Source organism: Rubellimicrobium arenae, assembly GCF_017916275.1.
GTDB classification, from domain to species: Bacteria; Pseudomonadota; Alphaproteobacteria; order Rhodobacterales; family Rhodobacteraceae; genus Rubellimicrobium; species Rubellimicrobium arenae.
This window is the reverse complement of the sequence record NZ_JAFMST010000003.1, coordinates 296,045-313,608: the sequence shown is the minus strand read 5'-3', so window position 1 is coordinate 313,608 and position 17,564 is coordinate 296,045. Positions and strand designations below refer to the sequence as shown.

The 17,564-nt window shown below is 69.5% G+C and carries 16 protein-coding genes; 11 read left to right on the top strand and 5 right to left on the bottom strand.

Features of this window, described 5'->3' with window-relative positions; all coding sequences use genetic code 11:
• Nucleotides 1-125: 125 nt before the first annotated feature.
• From prmC to J3P31_RS06260, 4 genes are all read right to left on the bottom strand, one after another.
• A complete protein-coding gene (gene prmC / locus J3P31_RS06275; RefSeq protein ID WP_210527547.1) occupies nucleotides 126-956 on the bottom strand; it encodes a peptide chain release factor N(5)-glutamine methyltransferase in 831 nt (276 codons plus the stop codon).
• Nucleotides 957-1,022: 66 nt separating this feature from the next.
• Entirely contained in the window at nucleotides 1,023-2,078 is a 1,056-nt protein-coding gene (prfA, locus tag J3P31_RS06270; protein ID WP_210527546.1) for a peptide chain release factor 1, read from the bottom strand.
• A 50-nt stretch (nucleotides 2,079-2,128) separates the two neighbouring features.
• Nucleotides 2,129-2,392, bottom strand: coding sequence for a hypothetical protein (locus tag J3P31_RS06265; RefSeq protein ID WP_210527545.1), 264 nt, complete (start codon nucleotides 2,390-2,392; stop codon nucleotides 2,129-2,131).
• 1 nt (nucleotide 2,393) lies between these two features.
• A complete protein-coding gene (locus tag J3P31_RS06260; protein ID WP_438270288.1) occupies nucleotides 2,394-5,174 on the bottom strand; it encodes a [protein-PII] uridylyltransferase family protein in 2,781 nt (926 codons plus the stop codon).
• Between the two features lie 207 nt (nucleotides 5,175-5,381).
• Here J3P31_RS06260 and J3P31_RS06255 point away from each other — a divergent pair, with 207 nt between their 5' ends.
• From J3P31_RS06255 to J3P31_RS06230, 6 genes are all read left to right on the top strand, one after another.
• Nucleotides 5,382-5,870: a DUF2852 domain-containing protein gene (locus J3P31_RS06255; protein ID WP_210527543.1), complete on the top strand. Its 489-nt coding sequence runs from the start codon at nucleotides 5,382-5,384 to the stop codon at nucleotides 5,868-5,870.
• A 124-nt stretch (nucleotides 5,871-5,994) separates the two neighbouring features.
• Nucleotides 5,995-6,453: an RDD family protein gene (locus tag J3P31_RS06250; protein WP_210527542.1), complete on the top strand. Its 459-nt coding sequence runs from the start codon at nucleotides 5,995-5,997 to the stop codon at nucleotides 6,451-6,453.
• Nucleotides 6,454-6,546: 93 nt separating this feature from the next.
• Complete coding sequence (locus J3P31_RS06245) at nucleotides 6,547-7,365, top strand: arginyltransferase (protein ID WP_210527541.1); 819 nt, start codon at nucleotides 6,547-6,549, stop codon at nucleotides 7,363-7,365.
• A gap of 1 nt (nucleotide 7,366) precedes the next feature.
• Nucleotides 7,367-7,747: a VOC family protein gene (locus J3P31_RS06240; RefSeq protein WP_210527540.1), complete on the top strand. Its 381-nt coding sequence runs from the start codon at nucleotides 7,367-7,369 to the stop codon at nucleotides 7,745-7,747.
• A gap of 116 nt (nucleotides 7,748-7,863) precedes the next feature.
• Nucleotides 7,864-8,403 carry a TRAP transporter small permease subunit gene (locus J3P31_RS06235; RefSeq protein WP_210527539.1) on the top strand — a complete coding sequence of 180 codons (540 nt, stop codon included), beginning with the start codon at nucleotides 7,864-7,866 and terminating at the stop codon, nucleotides 8,401-8,403.
• A gap of 10 nt (nucleotides 8,404-8,413) precedes the next feature.
• On the top strand, nucleotides 8,414-9,997 hold the full coding sequence (locus J3P31_RS06230) for a TRAP transporter large permease (protein WP_246849305.1): 1,584 nt from the start codon (nucleotides 8,414-8,416) through the stop codon (nucleotides 9,995-9,997).
• A 70-nt stretch (nucleotides 9,998-10,067) separates the two neighbouring features.
• Here the strand turns inward: J3P31_RS06230 and J3P31_RS06225 are convergent, their stop codons facing one another.
• Nucleotides 10,068-11,165: a TRAP transporter substrate-binding protein gene (locus J3P31_RS06225; protein WP_210527538.1), complete on the bottom strand. Its 1,098-nt coding sequence runs from the start codon at nucleotides 11,163-11,165 to the stop codon at nucleotides 10,068-10,070.
• Nucleotides 11,166-11,429: 264 nt separating this feature from the next.
• On the opposite strand from J3P31_RS06225, the gene J3P31_RS06220 reads away from it, so the two are divergent.
• The 5 genes from J3P31_RS06220 (at nucleotide 11,430) to J3P31_RS06200 (ending at nucleotide 17,516) form a co-directional block, all read left to right on the top strand.
• Nucleotides 11,430-12,368, top strand: a complete 939-nt coding sequence (locus J3P31_RS06220) for a YihY/virulence factor BrkB family protein (RefSeq protein ID WP_210527537.1) — start codon at nucleotides 11,430-11,432, stop codon at nucleotides 12,366-12,368.
• Between the two features lie 319 nt (nucleotides 12,369-12,687).
• Complete coding sequence (locus J3P31_RS06215; protein WP_210527684.1) at nucleotides 12,688-14,439, top strand: acetolactate synthase 3 large subunit; 1,752 nt, start codon at nucleotides 12,688-12,690, stop codon at nucleotides 14,437-14,439.
• Nucleotides 14,440-14,461: 22 nt separating this feature from the next.
• Nucleotides 14,462-15,028: an acetolactate synthase small subunit gene (gene ilvN, locus J3P31_RS06210; RefSeq protein WP_210527536.1), complete on the top strand. Its 567-nt coding sequence runs from the start codon at nucleotides 14,462-14,464 to the stop codon at nucleotides 15,026-15,028.
• A gap of 97 nt (nucleotides 15,029-15,125) precedes the next feature.
• Nucleotides 15,126-16,061, top strand: coding sequence for a nucleoside hydrolase (locus J3P31_RS06205; protein ID WP_210527535.1), 936 nt, complete (start codon nucleotides 15,126-15,128; stop codon nucleotides 16,059-16,061).
• Between the two features lie 42 nt (nucleotides 16,062-16,103).
• Nucleotides 16,104-17,516: a protein adenylyltransferase SelO gene (locus J3P31_RS06200; protein ID WP_210527534.1), complete on the top strand. Its 1,413-nt coding sequence runs from the start codon at nucleotides 16,104-16,106 to the stop codon at nucleotides 17,514-17,516.
• The last annotated feature ends 48 nt before the right edge of the window (nucleotides 17,517-17,564 follow it).

Sequence of the window (17,564 nt, the reverse complement as noted above, 5' to 3'; positions counted from 1 at the left end):
GGAACGAGGCGACGCCCAATCGCCCGACCTCCACGGCCCGTCCGCTGCGCGCCACTAAGCACGCGTTTGGCGTTGGGGCAAGGGCGAATCCGATTGGAAACATATGGTGCGCGACCTTGCGACGTTCAAGGCACGCGGAACAGGCAAACCCTCGCCCGTCCATCCAGGTCGCGCCGAACCTCCGGTGCGGCCATGCCGTGCGCCTTCCCAATGGCTGTGACGGCCTCGGCCTGCGTAGGCCCGATCTCGACGATCAGGCGCCCGCCCGGCGCCAGCCTTGGAGCGGCGCCTGCCAGAATCGCCCGATAGGCGCCAAGCCCGTCCCCTTCGTCCGTGAGAGCGAGGCGGGGTTCCCAATCCCTCACTTCGGGCTCCAGGCCCGGCATTTCGGAGAGCGCGATGTAGGGTGGGTTCGAAACGATCAGATCGACGCGTTCGCCCAGCGCCGAGAACCAGTCGGAGGACCGGAACTCCGCCCGATCCGCCACGCCATGCGCCTCGGCGTTCTGCCGGGCGATGGTCAGGGCCTCCGGCGAAAGGTCCAGGCCCAGCCCCCGCGTGCCGCCCCGCTCGGCCAGGAGCGTCACGAGGATGCAACCCGAGCCGGTCCCGAGGTCCGCCAGCGTCTGAAACGGCTCCTCCAGAGCGGCAGCGATCAGGATCTCGGTTTCGGGCCTGGGGTCGAGCACATGAGGCGTCACGAGGAACTCGCGCCCCCAGAAGTTCCGCGAGCCGACGATCTGGGAGACCGGCTGCCGCTTCACGCGCTGCGCGAGGAGTCCTCTATAAGTATCTTCTGCGCCTTCTGAAATCGGATCAGGCAGCACGAGGGTCAACCGTCCCGGCGCAACGCCCAACGCATGGGCGAGAAGACGTCGCGCGTCGCCGGCCGGCTCGGACAGACCGGCCTCGCGCAAGCGGCGAACCCCGGCGACAAGAGCTTCGGCCGCTGTCACCGGGGATGGTCCGTCGCCGGGGCGGAATCGATCAACGCGGCTTCCATGATCCGCCCGCTCATCCGCTCAGTCCCCCATCTGAGCCAGAGCCTCGGCCTGCGCATGCGTGGTCAGGGCGTCGATGACCTCGCCCAGATCGCCGTCGAGGATCTGGTCGAGACGGTAGAGCGTGAGGCCGATGCGGTGGTCGGTGAGCCGCCCTTGCGGCACGTTGTAGGTCCGTATGCGCTCGCTCCGGTCGCCGGAGCCGACCTGCGATCGGCGGTCGGCGGCCCGGGCGCCTTCGGTCCTCGACCGTTCCAGCTCGTAGAGGCGGGCCCGAAGCACCTGCATGGCGAGGTCGCGGTTGCGATGCTGGGACTTCTGCGACGATGTGACCACGATGCCGGTCGGAAGGTGGGTGATGCGCACAGCCGAGTCGGTGGTGTTGACGTGCTGCCCGCCTGCGCCCGACGATCTCATCGTGTCGATCCGCAGGTCGCCGGGATTGATCTGGATGTCGACCTCCTCCGCCTCCGGCAGGACGGCCACCGTCGCGGCCGAGGTATGGATCCGGCCCGACGCTTCGGTGGCGGGAACGCGCTGAATCCGGTGCACCCCGCTTTCATACTTGAGCCGGGCAAAGACACCCTCGCCCTCGATCCGGGCGACGAGCTCCTTGAGGCCGCCGAGATCGGTGGCCTGCTCCTCGACTACGTCGAAGCGCCAGCCCTGCGCTTCGGCATAGCGCTGGTACATGCGCGCGAGATCGCCGGCGAACAGCGCGGCTTCGTCCCCCCCGGTGCCGGGCCGGATCTCGAGCATGGCCGGCCGGGCGTCGGCGGCATCCTTGGGCAGGAGCGCGAGCTGCAGGTCCCGCTCCCCCTGGGCCAGCCGGTCCCGGAGCACAGGAAGCTCCTCCTCGGCCAGGGGACGCAGGTCGGGATCGGCCAGCATCGCCTCGGTCTCGGCAACGCTGCGGGACAGCGCGCGCCAGGCCTCGGCGGCCTCGACGACCGGCCGGAGCTGCGACCACTCGCGCGAGACTTGGGCGATCTCGGCGGGCGGTAGGGCGTCCTGCATCTTCGCCTCGAGGAAGGCGTAGCGCTGGGCGATGTCGTGAAGGCGGTCCTCGGGGATCATGCGGGGGCTTTCGCCTCTTGCGACCGTCCGGTCAAGGGCGCCCGGCGGCCTTAACGGGTCAGGCGACCGGCACGCCCGCCCCGACGCCGCGGACCGCCCGGCGGATGCAGGGCCGCCCGGAGCACCTCCGTCATCGGATGCTCGGCGCCATACCGGTCGATAAGCGCCTGGACCGACGGGATCGGATCGGCCCCGTCCGGAAGCGACAGCGCCCAGTCCAGAAAGATCGACCGGCACTCCGACGGGGTGATGCCGGGAATCGCGTAGGCTTCCCGCACCAGGCCCTTCGGATCATGGGGATCCCTGTCGGTCATGTCATCCTTCCAAAGCCCTGCCGATCACGGTCGCCGCCCTTGCCGCCTCGGCGGACAAGCGGTCGTCCAGCGTCGGGATGCTGCCCTCGCCCGTTTCCCGCAAGAGGAAACGGCGTCCGCCCTCGCCCACCCGCTCGGGATCGAGAGCGCCTTCGGTCAGGAGCCGCGCCGCCGCCTGCACGCGCCAGAGCAGGTCCGCGGCGCGCGCCAGGGTGGCCGCGTCCTCTGCAGACACAAGACCCCCGGTCGCGCCGGCCTCCAGCTGGTCGGCGGTGCCGCGCGCCGGCGATCCGGCCCGGAGCGCGAGCCCTTGGGCGAACAGTTCGATGTCCCGAAGCCGCCCCGGGCCGGATTTGGGATCCCAGGCGCCATCGCCCGCCTTGGCGGCCGCGAGCCGGGCCCGCATCTCCGCCACGTCGGGGAGGATGCGCGCGTCGCCCCTGCGGCCCGCGATCAGGGTCTCGCGGAAGGCCTCCACCCCTTGGGCCAGGGCCGCCGCGCCATCCCCCGCCCCGGCCACCACCCGGGCGCGGGTCAGGGCCAGATGCTCCCAGGTCCAGGCCTCGTCGCGCTGATAGCTCTGGAACGAAGCCCAGGAGGTCGCCACCGGCCCCTGCCGTCCGGAGGGGCGCAGCCGCATGTCCACCTCGTAAAGGCGCCCCTCCGCCATGGGGGCCGAGAGCGCCGTCACGAGCGCCTGGGTGAGCCGGGCAAAGTAGGTCCGTGGCGCGAGGGCGCGCGCGCCGTCCGACGCCTCGGCCCCGCCCGCGTCGTAGATGACGATGAGGTCCAGGTCCGAGGAGGCCGAGAGCCGCCCGACCCCGAGCGATCCCATCCCGAGCACGACCGCCCCCCAGCCGGGTCCGGTGCCATGCCTGCGGGCGAACTCCTCCTGCACCCTGGGGAACATGCGCCGCAGCACGGCGTCGGCGAGGTCGGCGTACTGCGCTCCGGCCTCATCCGCGCCGATGACGCCCTGCAGGTGGTGGACGCCGATGCGGAACCACCAGTCCTTCATCCAGCGCCGCGCCGCGTTCAGCTGCGCTTCGTAGTCCCGCGCCTCGGCCATGGCCCGCTCCAGCGTGGCCTCCAGGCCGTCCCGTCCCGGCCAAGGCGCGAAGAAGCGGCCGGCGATCACGGCATCCAGGACGCCCGCGTTGCGCCCGAGGTAGCGCGCCAGGGCCGGGGAGGTCGCCGCGATCTCGGCGAGCAGGCGGAGCAGGTCGGGATTCGCCTCGAAGAGCGAGAAGAGCTGGACGCCGGCCGGCAGCCCCGCAAGGAAGTGATCGAAGCTCGACAACGCCTCGTCGGGCCGCGCCGCCTCGCGCAGGCGGCGCAGGATCTCGGGACGGAGGCGGTTGAAGATCTCGACGGCGCGCTGGGACCGGAGCGCCGGGTAGGTCGGCCAGCGCGCCGTGACGTCGGCCCCGAATCCGTCGTTGGCCACGCGCGGCGCCGGTCCGGGGGCGAAGAAATCCTCGGTGAGTTCGTGGACCTCTTCCATCCGGAGGGTCAGGTCGCGCTGAAGCGCGTCCAGGTCCTCGCCCATCAGCGCCGCAAGCCGCGCCCACCCTTCCGCGCCCGACGGAAGGGCATGCGTCTGCTGGTCGGCGATCATCTGGACGCGATGCTCCACCTCCCGAAGGCGGCGGTAATGGGCTGTCAGGGTCGCCGTCACCTCGGTTGGAACCCAGCCCGCCTGCGCCAGGCGGCCCAGACCCTCGACGGTGCCACGGACCCGCAAGGAGGGATCGCGCCCCCCGGCGATCAGCTGTCGCGTCTGGGTGAAGAACTCGATCTCGCGGATGCCGCCCCGCCCGAGCTTGAGGTTGTGCCCGTCCATCTGGAGAGGCCCGCCCAGCCCCTTGTGGTCGCGGATCCTGAGCCGCATGTCGTGGGCGTCCTGGATCGCCGCGAAGTCCAGGTGCTTGCGCCAGACAAAGGGCCGGAGCGTGTCGAGGAACCGCGCGCCGGCCTCGAGGTCGCCCCCGCAGGGCCGCGCCTTGATGTAGGCGGCCCGCTCCCAGGTGCGGCCCAGGCTCTCGTAGTAGGCCTCGGCCCCGGCCATCGACATGCAGACGGGCGTGACCGCCGCGTCCGGCCGAAGCCGCAGGTCCACGCGGAACACGTAGCCGTCGGTGCGGTCCTGCAAGAGGGCGGTCATCGCACGCGTGACCTTGACCAGCCCCGAACGGAGCGCCGGGTAATCCTCGCGCGAGACGCGGGTTTCGTCGAACAGGCAGACCAGGTCGATGTCGCTCGAATAGTTGAGCTCGAAGGCGCCCATCTTGCCCATGGCGAGCGCGACCATGCCCCCCGCGCTTCCCGCATCCGAGGGACCCAGCCCGGCGAGCCGCCCCCTTGCGATTCCCTCGGCCACCAGCGCGCGGATCGACCGGTCCACGGCCATGTCGGCCAGCCGGGTCAGCGCACCGGTCACTGCCTCCAAGGGCCAAGCCCCGCCCAGGTCCATCACCCCGGCCAGCAGCGCCACCCGCCGCTTGGCCTGCCGCAGCGCCGGGCCGAGACGCTCCGCCGGGCCGTCCGGCACGGCCCGCAGCACATCCTCGAGCGCCGCCTCCGGGTCGTCCAGCGCGGGCCCGATCCAGTCGGCCTCGCGCAGCAGGAGCTCGGCCAGGAACGGGCTCGATCCGGCGATGCCCCGGATCAGGCCGCCCAGGTCGCGATCGAGAGCGGCGTGCCGCGCGGCCACCTCGTCCCCCCGCGCCACGTCGAAGGGCTGGGGCAGCTTGGTCAGTCGGGCGCGGAGCGGGTCGGGCATGTCCGCCACCATGGGCAGTGCACCGGTCAGGGTCAACGCCGCCCGATGATCGGCCCCCTAGCGCCTGAGACCCCAGCATCAGCGACTTCTCGCTCACGGCGGCGAGATGTGAAAATCCTTCACATCGAGGCTTGATGCGCCGCCGCCGACGCCCCATCTTGCCGCATGTGAATGATGTTCACATGAACCCTCCAAGGAGGCCCACCGATGAGCTCGCCTGACCTGTCCTACCCGTCCCCTACCCGGGGGCCCTCTGCCCGCAGCTGGCTCGGCAAGGCCGAGGATTGGCTGGACGATCGTGGCAAGGGCGCCTGGATCGCCGCGATGATCGTCGGCTTCGTCCTGTTCTGGCCCGTGGGCCTCGCCATCCTCGCCTACATGATCTGGAGCAAGCGCATGTTTTCCAAGCACCGCCACGATGGCTTCGGCCGGTCCATGATGTGCGGCTCCCGCCGCGAGAAGATGGACCAATGGCGCAACGCCCGCACGGCCATGCGGCCCTCGGGCAACGCCGCCTTCGACGCCTACAAGGCCGAGACGCTCCGCCGTCTCGAGGACGAGCAGCGGGCCTTCGAGGAGTTCCTCGCCCGTCTCCGCGAAGCCCGCGACAAGGCCGAGTTCGACCAGTTCATGGAAGACCGCGCGCGCCGCGCCCGGAATGGCAACGGCGACGACCAGGGACAGGACGCGGCCTGATCCGGTCCGAACGGCGGCCCCCCGGGGCCGCCCTCCGCTTGCGCCAACGGCGGGCGGTTCCCACATCACCCCGGCGGCACCGCCCTTTCCAGGCGCCGCGCCCCCAGTTCCGACAGGATCAACCATGTTCGCCACCGCTTCGCCCGCCACGCTCCACGGCCTTCCCGACCCCGCGCGCGAGCCCGAGTTCTACGCGGGCGTGACGACCAAGCGCGGGCTGGCCTGGATCGTCGACGCGGCCGTCACCTTCTTCTTCTGCCTCCTGGCCCTGCCCTTCACCGCCTTCACGGCGCTGTTCTGGTGGCCGGTGCTCTGGCTCATCGTCGGATTCCTCTACCGCTGGGCCACGCTGGCGGGCGGCTCGGGGACCTGGGGGATGCGCCTCATGGCGATCACCCTGCGCGACCGGAACGGCCAGCGGCTCGACCCGTTCACGGCCTTCCTGCACGTGCTGGGCTACTCGGTTTCGGTCGCCGCCTTCCCGCTGCAGCTCATCTCGATCGCGCTGATGATCGGGCTGGGGCGCGGACAGGGACTCACGGACCTCCTGCTCGGGACGGCGGCGATCAACCGCCCCGCCTGAGACAGAGAGAAAAGGCTGCCTCTCACCCTTGGCGACCCCCGGGGCTCACGCTAACCTCAGTCGGGCACCCGCCCAGTTTCCATCGCCGGACCGATGCGCCACACGCTTCCCCTTGCGCCGCAGTTCTATGTGACGGCCCCCCAGCCGTGCCCCTATCTGCCCGGGCGGATGGAGCGGAAGCTCTTTACCGCCCTTCAGGGCGACCAGGCCGAGAAGCTGAACGACGCGCTGTCGCGCCAGGGCTTCCGCCGCAGCCAGAACGTGCTGTACCGGCCGTCCTGCGCCGATTGCCAGGCCTGCTATTCGGCTCGCATCCGCGTCGCCGACTTCGAGCCGTCGCGCAGCCAGGCGCGGGTCATGAAGCGCAACGCCGCCCTGCGCCGCCGCGCCTCCTCGCCCTGGGCGACCGAGGAACAATTCGCGCTGTTCCGCCGCTACCTCGACGGCCGCCACGCCGAAGGCGGCATGGCCGACATGGATATCTTCGAGTTCGCGGCCATGGTCGAGGAAACGCCCGTCCGCTCGCGGCTCATCGAATACACGGCGCCGGACGGCGACCTCCGGGGCGTCTGCCTGACGGACCTGCTCGATGACGGGCTCAGCATGGTCTACTCGTTCTTCGACCCGGAGCGCGAGAAGGACTCGCTCGGCACCTATGTGATCCTCGACCATGTCCGGATCGCGCGGGAGCTGTCGCTCCCTTATGTGTATCTGGGCTACTGGGTCCCGGGCAGCGACAAGATGGGCTACAAGTCCCGCTTCGGCGCCCTCGAGGTCTACAAGCGCGGGCAGTGGCAGCCGATCGGCGACCCGTCGAGCTATTCCGTGGAAACCCATCCCCTGTCGGTCGACCCGATCGCCGAACAGGTGGCACGGATCCATCTGCCCGACGCCCGGCCGACCAAAGGCTGACGTGAAGCTCAGCGCCGTCACCTTCCTGGTTCCCGACTACGACCAGGCCACCGCCTTCTTCGTGCAGGGGCTGGGATGGCGGCTGGTGTCCGACCAGGACCACGGCAGCGGCAAGCGGTGGATCCTTGTGGAACCTCCCGCCGGGGGCAGCCCGCTCCTGCTCGCCCGGGCGACCGAGGCGGAGCAGATCGCCGCGCTGGGGCATCAGGCCGGGGGCCGGGTCGGCTTCTTCCTGTCCACCGACGACTTCGAAGGCACCCATGCCCTGCTGGAACGGGCCGGGGCGGTCTTCGAGGAGCCGCCACGCCGCGAATCCTATGGCGTTGTCGCGGTCTGGCGTGATCCCTGGGGCAACCGTTGGGACCTCCTGGGCCCGCCGTGATCCTCCCGCCGTGACCCTACGGCACAAACCGCTGAATCGGTTGACGGACCCCTCCCGTTTGTAAGACTCCGGGAACCAAGCGGGCCGGAAAGGCCGCGCCCCACGGGGAGGGGTCGATGGAGTGGTTGCTGGGCTTGTCGCGCGGGATCGACAGGCTGAACATCTTTCTGGGCCGGCTGTCGGCGTTTCTTGTCCTGGCCGCGGCGCTGATCAGCGCCGGGAACGCCACCGTGCGCTACCTGCTCAGCATCAGTTCCAACGCCTGGCTCGAGATCCAGTCCTACCTGTTCGCCGGGCTCGTGCTCCTCGGAGCCTCCGAGACGCTGCGCCGCAACGAGCATGTCCGGGTGGACCTCATCTACTCGAACCTTTCGGCACGCCGCAGGCTTTGGGTCGACATCGTGGGGATCCTGCTGTTCCTGCTGCCCTTCATGCTCGTCATGGCCTGGCTCAGCTGGCCCATCGCATGGCGCTCGGTCGTCACCCGCGAAGGTTCGGCCAGCGCCGGGGGTCTTCCGCTCTGGCCGCTGCGGATGCTGCTGCCCCTGGGCTTCGGACTCCTCGCGCTCCAGGGCCTGTCCGAGCTCATCAAGCGGATCGCGGCGCTTCGCGGCGCCATCGCCATCGACACCTCCTACCACAAGCCAGACCAGTAAGGGCGCAGCGATGTTCGAATACGGCCCCCTGCCGCCCCTGATGTTCGCGAGCATGGTCGTGTTCATGCTCTACGGCTTTCCCGTGGCCTTCTCGCTGGGTGCCGTCGGCCTTTTCTTCGGGGCGATCGGGATCGCGACGGATCACTTCGACTGGGCGTTCCTCCAGGCGATGCCGCACCGGATCGCCGGAACCAACATCCTGTCGAACCCGCTTCTGCTGGCGATCCCGTTCTTCACCTTCATGGGCGCGATCCTGGAGCGCTGCGGCCTGGCCGAGGACATGCTGGAAGGCATGGGCAAGCTGTTCGGGCGCGTGCCCGGGGGCCTCGCCTATTCCGTGATCGTCGTGGGGGCCATCCTGGGCGCCGTCACCGGGACGGTGGCCGCTTCGGTCATCACCATGGGCGTGATCGCGCTGCCCATCATGCTGCGCTACGGCTACAGCGAACGGCTGGCCACCGGCGTGATCGCGGCGTCGGGCACCATCACGCAGGTGATCCCGCCCTCCCTCGTCCTTGTCGTGCTGGCGGACCAGCTCGGCCGCCCCGTGGGCGACATGTACCTCGGCGCGTTCGGACCGTCGATCGCGCAGGTCCTGATCTTCATGGCGTTCATCCTCGTCATGTCGATCCTGCGCCCCGCCTCCATGCCGCCCCTCCCGCCCGAGGTCCGGGGCGAGGCCAGCCTGGCCCTCATCCTGCGGGTGATCTGGGGCATCGTGCCGTCGCTGGTGCTCATCTTCCTGGTGCTGGGCACCATCTTCCTGGGCCTCGCCACCCCGACCGAAGCCGGGGCCCTGGGCGTCGTCGGCGCGATGGTCCTCGCGGCCATGAACCGGCGGCTCAGCTGGCCCCTGGTCAGCGAGGCGATGACAACCACGGCCACGCTGACCGCGATGGTGGTCTTCATCCTGATCGGGTCCTCGATCTTCACGCTCGTCTTCCAGGGCATGGATGGGGGCGAGTGGATCAAGTACCTGCTGTCGCACCTGCCCGGCGGTCAGGTCGGCTTCCTGATCTTCGTCAACATCTTCATCTTCTTCCTGGCGTTCTTCCTCGACTTCTTCGAGATCGCGTTCATCGTCATCCCCCTCCTCGCCCCCGCGGCCGAGGCGCTGGGGATCGACCTGATCTGGTTCGGGGTGCTCATCTGCATCAACCTGCAGACCAGCTTCATGCACCCGCCTTTCGGCTTCGCGCTGTTCTACCTGCGCTCCATCGCGCCCAAGTCGTTGCCGACCAAGCAGATCTACCTCGGCGCGATCCCGTGGCTCGGACTCCAGCTCCTGCTGGTGGCGATCGTGATCTTCTGGCCGGGGCTGGTGACGGGGATGCTCGACCGCGGACCGAAGGTGGACCCGAACTCGGTCCAGATCATCGCCCCGAGCCTCGGCGGCGGCCTGGGCCAACCAGGAGGGCTCGGCCAACCGGGCGGACTCGGCCAACCGGGCGGGCTCGGCCAGCCGGGCGGGTTGGGCCAGCCGGGCGGCTTGGGCCAGCCGGGCGGCCTGGGCCAGCCCGCCGGGGACATCTCGCCCCCCGCCCCGCAGCCGGGCGCTCCCGCGGGGCTCCAAGCCCCGGCCACCGCTCCGTGACACCCGAACCGCCGAAACGAAAACCCCCGGGCCGCATCGCGCCCGGGGGTTCGCCGTTCGGACGTCCAGCTCAGAGCTGGCCGGCGTTCACCTTCTGCATCATGAAGGTGTCATAGTTGTATTCGGCCACCTGCGACCAGGTGAACCAGTCCTTCCGGAACGCCTTGATCGAATCCCACAGCGTCTTGAACTCGGGGTTCGAGGTGTCGAGCTCGGCATAGACCTCGTTCGAGGCGTTGAAGAGGGCTTCCATGATCTCGGGCGAGAAGGGCCGAAGCTGCGCGCCCGCCGCCACGAGGTTGCGGATCGAGGTCGGGTTCAGGAAGTCGTACTTCTGGAGCATGTCGGCATCGGCCGCCTGGCTCGCCGTCCGCAGCAGCGACTTGTAGTTGGCCGGGAGCGCCTCGTACTGCTCGAGGTTGAACATGAAGTGGACGGTCGGGCCCCCTTCGTGCCAGCCCGGATAGTAGTAGTAGGGCGCGACCTGCACGAAGCCGAGCTTCTCGTCGTCATAAGGGCCGACCCATTCGGCGGCGTCGATCGTTCCCGTTTCCAGCGCCGAATAGATCTCGCCCCCGGCGATCTGCTGGGGCACGACGCCCAGCCGCTCCATGATGGACCCGGCAAAGCCGCCGACCCGCATCTTGAGCCCCTGGAGATCGGCCGCCGTGGTGATCTCGTTGCGGAACCAGCCCGCCATCTGGACGCCGGTGTTCCCGCCCGGAAGGGCGAACAGCCCCTGCTTGGCCATGAACTGGTTGAACAGGTCGATGCCGCCGCCGTGATAGTGCCAGGCGTTCATCCCCCGCGCGTTCAGGGCGAACGGGATCGCCGCACCGACGGCCCAGGACGGGTCCTTGCCCCAGTAGTAGTAGGCCACGGTGTGGCAGGCCTCGACGGTGCCCTCCATCACGGCGTCGGCCGCCTGCAGGCCGGGGACCAGCTCGCCCGCCGCGAAGACCTGGATCTCGAAGTTGCCGTCGGTGGCTTCGCTCAGGTACTTCGCCAGGGTCGTCGCCCCGCCATAGATCGTGTCGAGCGAGTTGGGAAAGGACGAGGTCAGCCGCCAGCGCACCTGGGGCGTGCTTTGCGCGATGGCGGGCGCCGCAAGCCCGGCGGCTGCGGCCGCGCCCACGCCGGCCTTGGTCAAGAACGATCGACGATCCAAGAAAGATCCTCCCTGTTGGCCCGCTTGGTCGCGGGTATCCTGTTGTGCAGCCGAAGCTTAACGGCACCGTCCCATGCGGCAAGCAGGAGCTTCGGTTGATGCCGCAGCGTCACGGAACCGGGGTCCGACCGCCCGGTGGCCCAGCGCACCGAACCATGCGGGTGCCCCTTCGTGCCCCCGTTCGCACCCTCCGGTCGGCGGAACGGCGGAACAGTAGCCCCCCGTCGTCGTTGGAGAAACGCCAGACGACCACGGAGCCCTCCCATGACCGACGCCCCCGCCGCCTCATCTGCCCCGAAATCCGGATCGGGCGCCAAGCGAGGGCGGGGATGGTGGCGCCTCCTGGTCAACCTTTACAAGGAGATGACCGAGGACCATGTGGGGCTGATCTCGGCCGGGGTGGCCTTCTACGGTCTCCTCGCCATCTTTCCGGGGATCGTCGCGGGCATGGCCATCGCCGGTCTCGTGATGGACCCCAACACGGTGGTGAGCCAACTCCAGGGCCTGTCACGGTTCCTCCCGCAGGAGGCGGCCCAGATCGTGATCGATCAGGCCGTCGCGGTGGCGGGGTCCGAATCCGGGGGCCTCGGCCTCGCCGCGCTCTTCGGGATCCTCGTGGCGCTCTACTCCGCCTCCAAGGGGGTGACCTCGCTGATGGAGGGCCTGAACGTCGCCTTCGAGGTCGAGGAGAAGCGCGGCCTCGTCCGATACTACCTGACCGCCCTGGCGCTGACGGTCGGGCTCATCATCGGCTTCCTGCTGATCATCGCCATCCTGGCGCTCCTGCCGGTCGTGCTGGCCTTCCTCCAGTTCGGCGACATGACGCAGACGGTGGTGTCGCTGCTGCGCTGGCCGCTCGTGCTCGTGGTCCTCGCGCTCGGGCTCGCCGTTCTCTACCGGTATGCGCCCGACCGCGGCCCGGTGCCGTGGCACTGGATCACGCCCGGCGCGGGCGTCGCCTGCGCGCTCTGGCTGGTCGGCAGCATCATCTTCGCCATCTACGTCCAGAACTTCGGCGCCTACAACGAAACCTTCGGCGCCCTGGGCGGCGTGATCGTCCTGCTGACCTGGCTCTGGCTGTCGGCCTATATCGTGCTCATGGGGGCCGAGATGGACGACGAGATCGCGCGCCAGGACAAGGAGGCCGGCGACTCCGCCGAGCCGGTCCGCGCCGCCAAGGCCGTGACGCCCGGGAACCAGTGACTGGGCGGCGCCCCTGAGGGTCTACCGCCGACGCCGCGTGCCGACCGGGGATGCCGGCCGGCTGGAGCAACAATATTACCGTGATCTGGATGCCTGCGACATTTTCTCATCCGAATACGGTTGACCCAGGGGCGTTGCGCGGGCATAAGGCCCACCGAACGTTGGAGGAACGACCCGTGAAGGTTCTTCTTGTAATCGTAGGGATCAGGCGCATGGGCCGGTAACGGCAGACCCATCCGGTCCCCATGCGCCCCCGAGGAACCTTCCCGGGGGCTTTTTCATGCCCAAAGGAGTTATCGAAATGGACGGAGCGACCCAGATGACCCGCGAGATGACCGGCGCCCGCATGGTGGTCCAGGCCCTCAAGGACCAGGGCGTGGACACCGTGTTCGGCTATCCGGGCGGCGCCGTCCTTCCTATCTATGACGAGCTGTTCCAGCAGAACGACATCCGCCACATCCTCGTCCGGCACGAGCAGGGGGCGGTCCACGCCGCCGAGGGCTATGCCCGCTCGACCGGCAGGGTCGGCGTCGCGCTCGTCACCTCCGGGCCGGGCGCGACCAATGCGGTCACCGGCCTGACCGACGCGCTCCTCGACTCGATCCCGATCGTCGTCCTGACGGGTCAGGTCCCGACCTTCATGATCGGCTCGGACGCCTTCCAGGAGGCGGACACCATCGGCATCACCCGCCCCTGCACCAAGGCCAATTGGCTGGTGAAGGAAACGGACAAGCTCGCGCAGACGCTGCACGAGGCGTTCCACGTCGCCCGCTCGGGCCGCCCCGGGCCGGTCCTCATCGACATCCCCAAGGACGTCCAGTTCGCCACGGGCCTCTACACGCAGCGGGCGGATCACGTCTCACGCTACCAGCCCAAGCGCCAGCCCGATCCCGCGATGATCGAGGCCATCGTGGACGCCATGGAAACCTCGGCGCGTCCGGTCTTCTACACCGGCGGCGGCGTCATCAACTCGGGCCCCGAGGCGACGCGCCTCCTGCGCGAGCTGGTCGCGGCGACCGGCTTCCCGATCACCTCGACGCTGATGGGCCTGGGCGCCTACCCAGCCTCCGGGCCGCAATGGCTCGGGATGCTCGGCATGCACGGCCTCTACGAGGCCAACATGGCGATGCACGGCTGCGACCTGATGCTGAACATCGGGGCGCGCTTCGACGACCGGATCACCGGGCGGCTCGACGCCTTCTCGCCGGGATCGCGCAAGGCGCACATCGACATCGACCCGTCCTCGATCAACAAGGTCGTCCGTGTCGATTTCCCGGTGGTCGCGGACGTGGCCGACGCCCTGCGGGCCATCCTGGACCTCTGGACCGCCCGTGGCCGCAGGCTCAACGCGAGCGGCCTCGCCGCCTGGCAGCAGCAGGTTGCCCAATGGCGCGCGCGCAAGTGCCTGACCTACACGCCGTCCCAGACCACCATCAAGCCGCAGTATGCGCTGGAGCGCCTCGAGGCGCTGACCAGGGGCATGGACCGCTACATCTGCACCGAAGTCGGCCAGCACCAGATGTGGGCCGCGCAGTTCCTGGGCTTCGAGGACCCGAACCGCTGGATGACCTCCGGGGGCCTCGGCACCATGGGCTACGGCTTCCCGGCGTCCATCGGCGTGCAGCTCGCTCATCCCGACTCCCTCGTCATCAACGTCGCGGGCGAGGCGTCGTGGCTCATGAACATGCAGGAGATGGGAACGGCCGTTCAGTACCGCCTGCCCGTCAAGCAGTTCATCCTGAACAACGAACGGCTGGGCATGGTGCGCCAGTGGCAGCAGCTCCTTCACGGTGAGCGGTACTCGCAATCCTGGTCCGAAGCCCTGCCCGACTTCGTCAAGCTCGCCGAGGCGTTCGGGGCCAAGGGCATCCTGTGCAAGGACCCCAAGGACCTCGACGACGCGATCATGGAGATGCTGGCCTACGACGGCCCGGTCATCTTCGACTGCCTGGTCGAGAAGCACGAGAACTGCTTCCCGATGATCCCGAGCGGAAAGCCCCACAACGAGATGCTGCTCGGCGAGGCGTCCACCGAGGGCGCGATCCAGGCCGGCGGCGCGGTGCTCGTCTGAGCGCCGGAAAGGACACAGGGACATGGCACTGAACATCGCATCGGGCTCCACGAGCCACTCGGCCTACAACCTCCGCTCCACCTACTCGGAGGTGGTGGAGCGGCACACGCTGGCCATCATCGTGGACAACGAGCCCGGGGTGCTGGCCCGGGTGATCGGGCTCTTCTCGGGGCGCGGCTACAACATCGAATCGCTGACCGTCGCCGAGACCGACCATGCCGGCCACCTGTCGCGCATCACCATCGTGACCGCCGGAACGCCCCAGATCATCGACCAGATCGAGGCGCAGCTGGGCCGCATCGTGCAGGTCCGCGAAGTGCATGACCTGTCCGCCGAAGGCCCGGCCGTGGAGCGCGAGCTGGCCCTTCTCAAGGTCGCCGGCACCGGGGATCATCGGGTGGAGGCGCTGCGGCTTGCCGACGTCTTCCGGGCCCGGGTGGTCGATTCGACGCTGTCCAGCTTCGTCTTCGAGATCACCGGCACGCCCGAGAAGGTGGACGCCTTTGCCGACCTGATGCGGCCGCTCGGGCTGCAGGAGATCGCGCGCACGGGCGTCGCGGCCCTGTCGCGGGGCGCCAGGACCGCCTAGCCCCTTCCCCGTCGCGATTGTCGGCGCAACGTCGCGGCGGGTCTTCCCTCTTCCGGGGGTTCTTGGTCAAACGACCGGGACTTTGAAAGGAACGGGCATGGCACCGCGCAAGATCATCATCGACACCGACCCTGGCCAGGACGATGCCGTGGCCATCCTCCTGGCGCTCGCCTCGCCCGAGCTTCAGGTCCTGAGCGTCACGGCCGTGGCCGGCAACGTCCCGCTCGCCCGGACGGAACGGAACGCCCGCGTGGCCGTCGAACTGTCGGGGCGTCCGGTTCCGGTGATGGCGGGCTGCGACCGGCCGCTTCGGCGTCCGCTCGAGACCGCCGAGCATGTGCATGGCAAGACCGGCCTCGATGGGGCCGACCTGCCCGAGCCGACCCTGCCACTCGACCCGCGGCACGCTGTGGATTTCATCATCGACACGCTGCATGAGGAGCCGGCCGGGACGGTGACGCTGTGCGTGCTGGGGCCGCTCACGAACGTCGCCACGGCCTTCCTGCGCGCCCCCGAGGTGGTGGACCGCGTGCAGGAGATCGTCCTGATGGGCGGCGGCTTCTTCGAAGGGGGCAACATCACCCCCGCCGCCGAGTTCAACATCTACGTCGACCCGGAGGCGGCGGACATCGTGTTCCGCTGCGGCCGTCCGCTGACCATCGTCCCGCTCGATTGCACCCACAAGGCTCTCACCACCCGCGCGCGGGTCGAACGCTTCCGCGCCATGGGCACCCGGGTGGGCGAAGCCGTCGCGGGCTGGCTCGACTTCTTCGAGCGCTTCGACGTCCAGAAGTACGGGTCCGACGGCGGCCCGCTCCACGATCCCTGCGTCATCGCCTACCTGCTCCGGCCCGAGCTGTTCGGCGGACGGCTCATCAACGTCGAGGTGGAGACCACCTCCGAACTCACACGCGGCATGACGGTGGCCGACTGGTGGCGGGTGACCAAGCGCGCGCCCAATGCGACGTTCCTGCGGGACGTGAACGCCGAAGGGTATTTCGCCCTCCTGGCCGAGCGGATCGGGACGCTCTAGCGCTCGCTTGGTCCCTGGCAGATCTGCGCCTACATCCAGCGCATGACCCTGCACATCGCCTTCGACAACAGCTACGCGCGCCTGCCGGACCGGTTCTACGTCCGACAGGCGCCGGTTCCCGTGGCCGAGCCCCGGCTCCTGGCCCTCAATGAACCTCTGGCCCGGGACCTGGGCCTCGACCCTGCGGCCCTTGGTTCGCCGGAGGGGATCGCCATGCTGGCCGGGAACGCCGTGCCCGAGGGCGCGGAGCCCCTGGCGCAGGCCTACGCCGGGCACCAGTTCGGCGGCTGGAACCCCCAACTGGGCGACGGCCGTGCGATCCTTCTCGGCGAGGTCGTGGACCAGAGCGGCCAGCGCCGCGACATCCAACTCAAGGGCGCGGGCCGGACGCCGTTCTCCCGCATGGGCGATGGCCGGGCCTGGGTCGGCCCCGTCCTGCGCGAGTTCGTCGTGTCCGAGGCCATGCACGCCATGGGCGTCCCGACCACGCGCGCCCTGTCCGCCGTCGCCACGGGCGAGACGATCCGGCGGGAACGCGCCTACCCCGGCGCCGTGCTCGCCCGCGTGGCGTCGAGTCACATCCGCGTCGGCACATTCCAGTACTTTTATGCGCGCAACGACATGGAGGCGCTGGTCGCCCTGACCGAGCATGTGCTCCAGCGCCATTACCCCGGCGTCGAAGGGGCCATGGGACTGCTTCGCGCCGTCGTGGACCGGCAGGCCCGGCTCGTGGCGCAATGGATGTCGCTGGGCTTCATTCACGGCGTGATGAACACCGACAACATGGCGGTCTCGGGCGAGACGATCGACTACGGCCCCTGCGCCTTCATGGACGCCTACCATCCCGATACGGTGTTCTCGTCCATCGACGCCTACGGGCGGTACGCCTATCGCCAGCAGCCGCAGGTCGCCGCCTGGAACCTCGCGCAGCTTGCCACGGCGCTTCTGCCGCTCATGGGCAACGAAGCCGCGATCCCCGAGGCGACCGAGGTCGTGCAGGGCCTGGCCGGCATCTATGCGGAGGAATGGACCCGCCGTTTCGCCGCCAAGCTCGGGCTCGATCCGGCCGACCCGGATGTGCAACCGCTCGCGACACGGCTCCTCGACCAGATGGCGGCCACCTGGGCCGACTTCACCCTCACCTTCCGGGCTCTGGCCGAAGACGGCGAGGTGCCTGCGGACCTGGCGGCGCAGCCCGCCTTCCAGGACTGGCGTCGGGACTGGGAGGCCAAGTCCCCGGACCGCGATGCGATGCGCGCCGCGAACCCGGCGATCATTCCCCGAAACCACAGGGTCGAGGCGATGATCCAGGCGGCGGTCGCGGGCGACCTCGCCCCGCTCGATGAGCTTCGCGAAGCCCTGGCGCGTCCCTTCGACTCCGATTCCCGCTTCGACCATCTGCGCGTGCCCCCGCAGGAGGAGGAGCGCGTGGTCCAGACCTTCTGCGGGACGTGAGACGGGCGGGACCCTGGCCCCGCCCGTCAGGTCGCGCGTGCTGCGCTG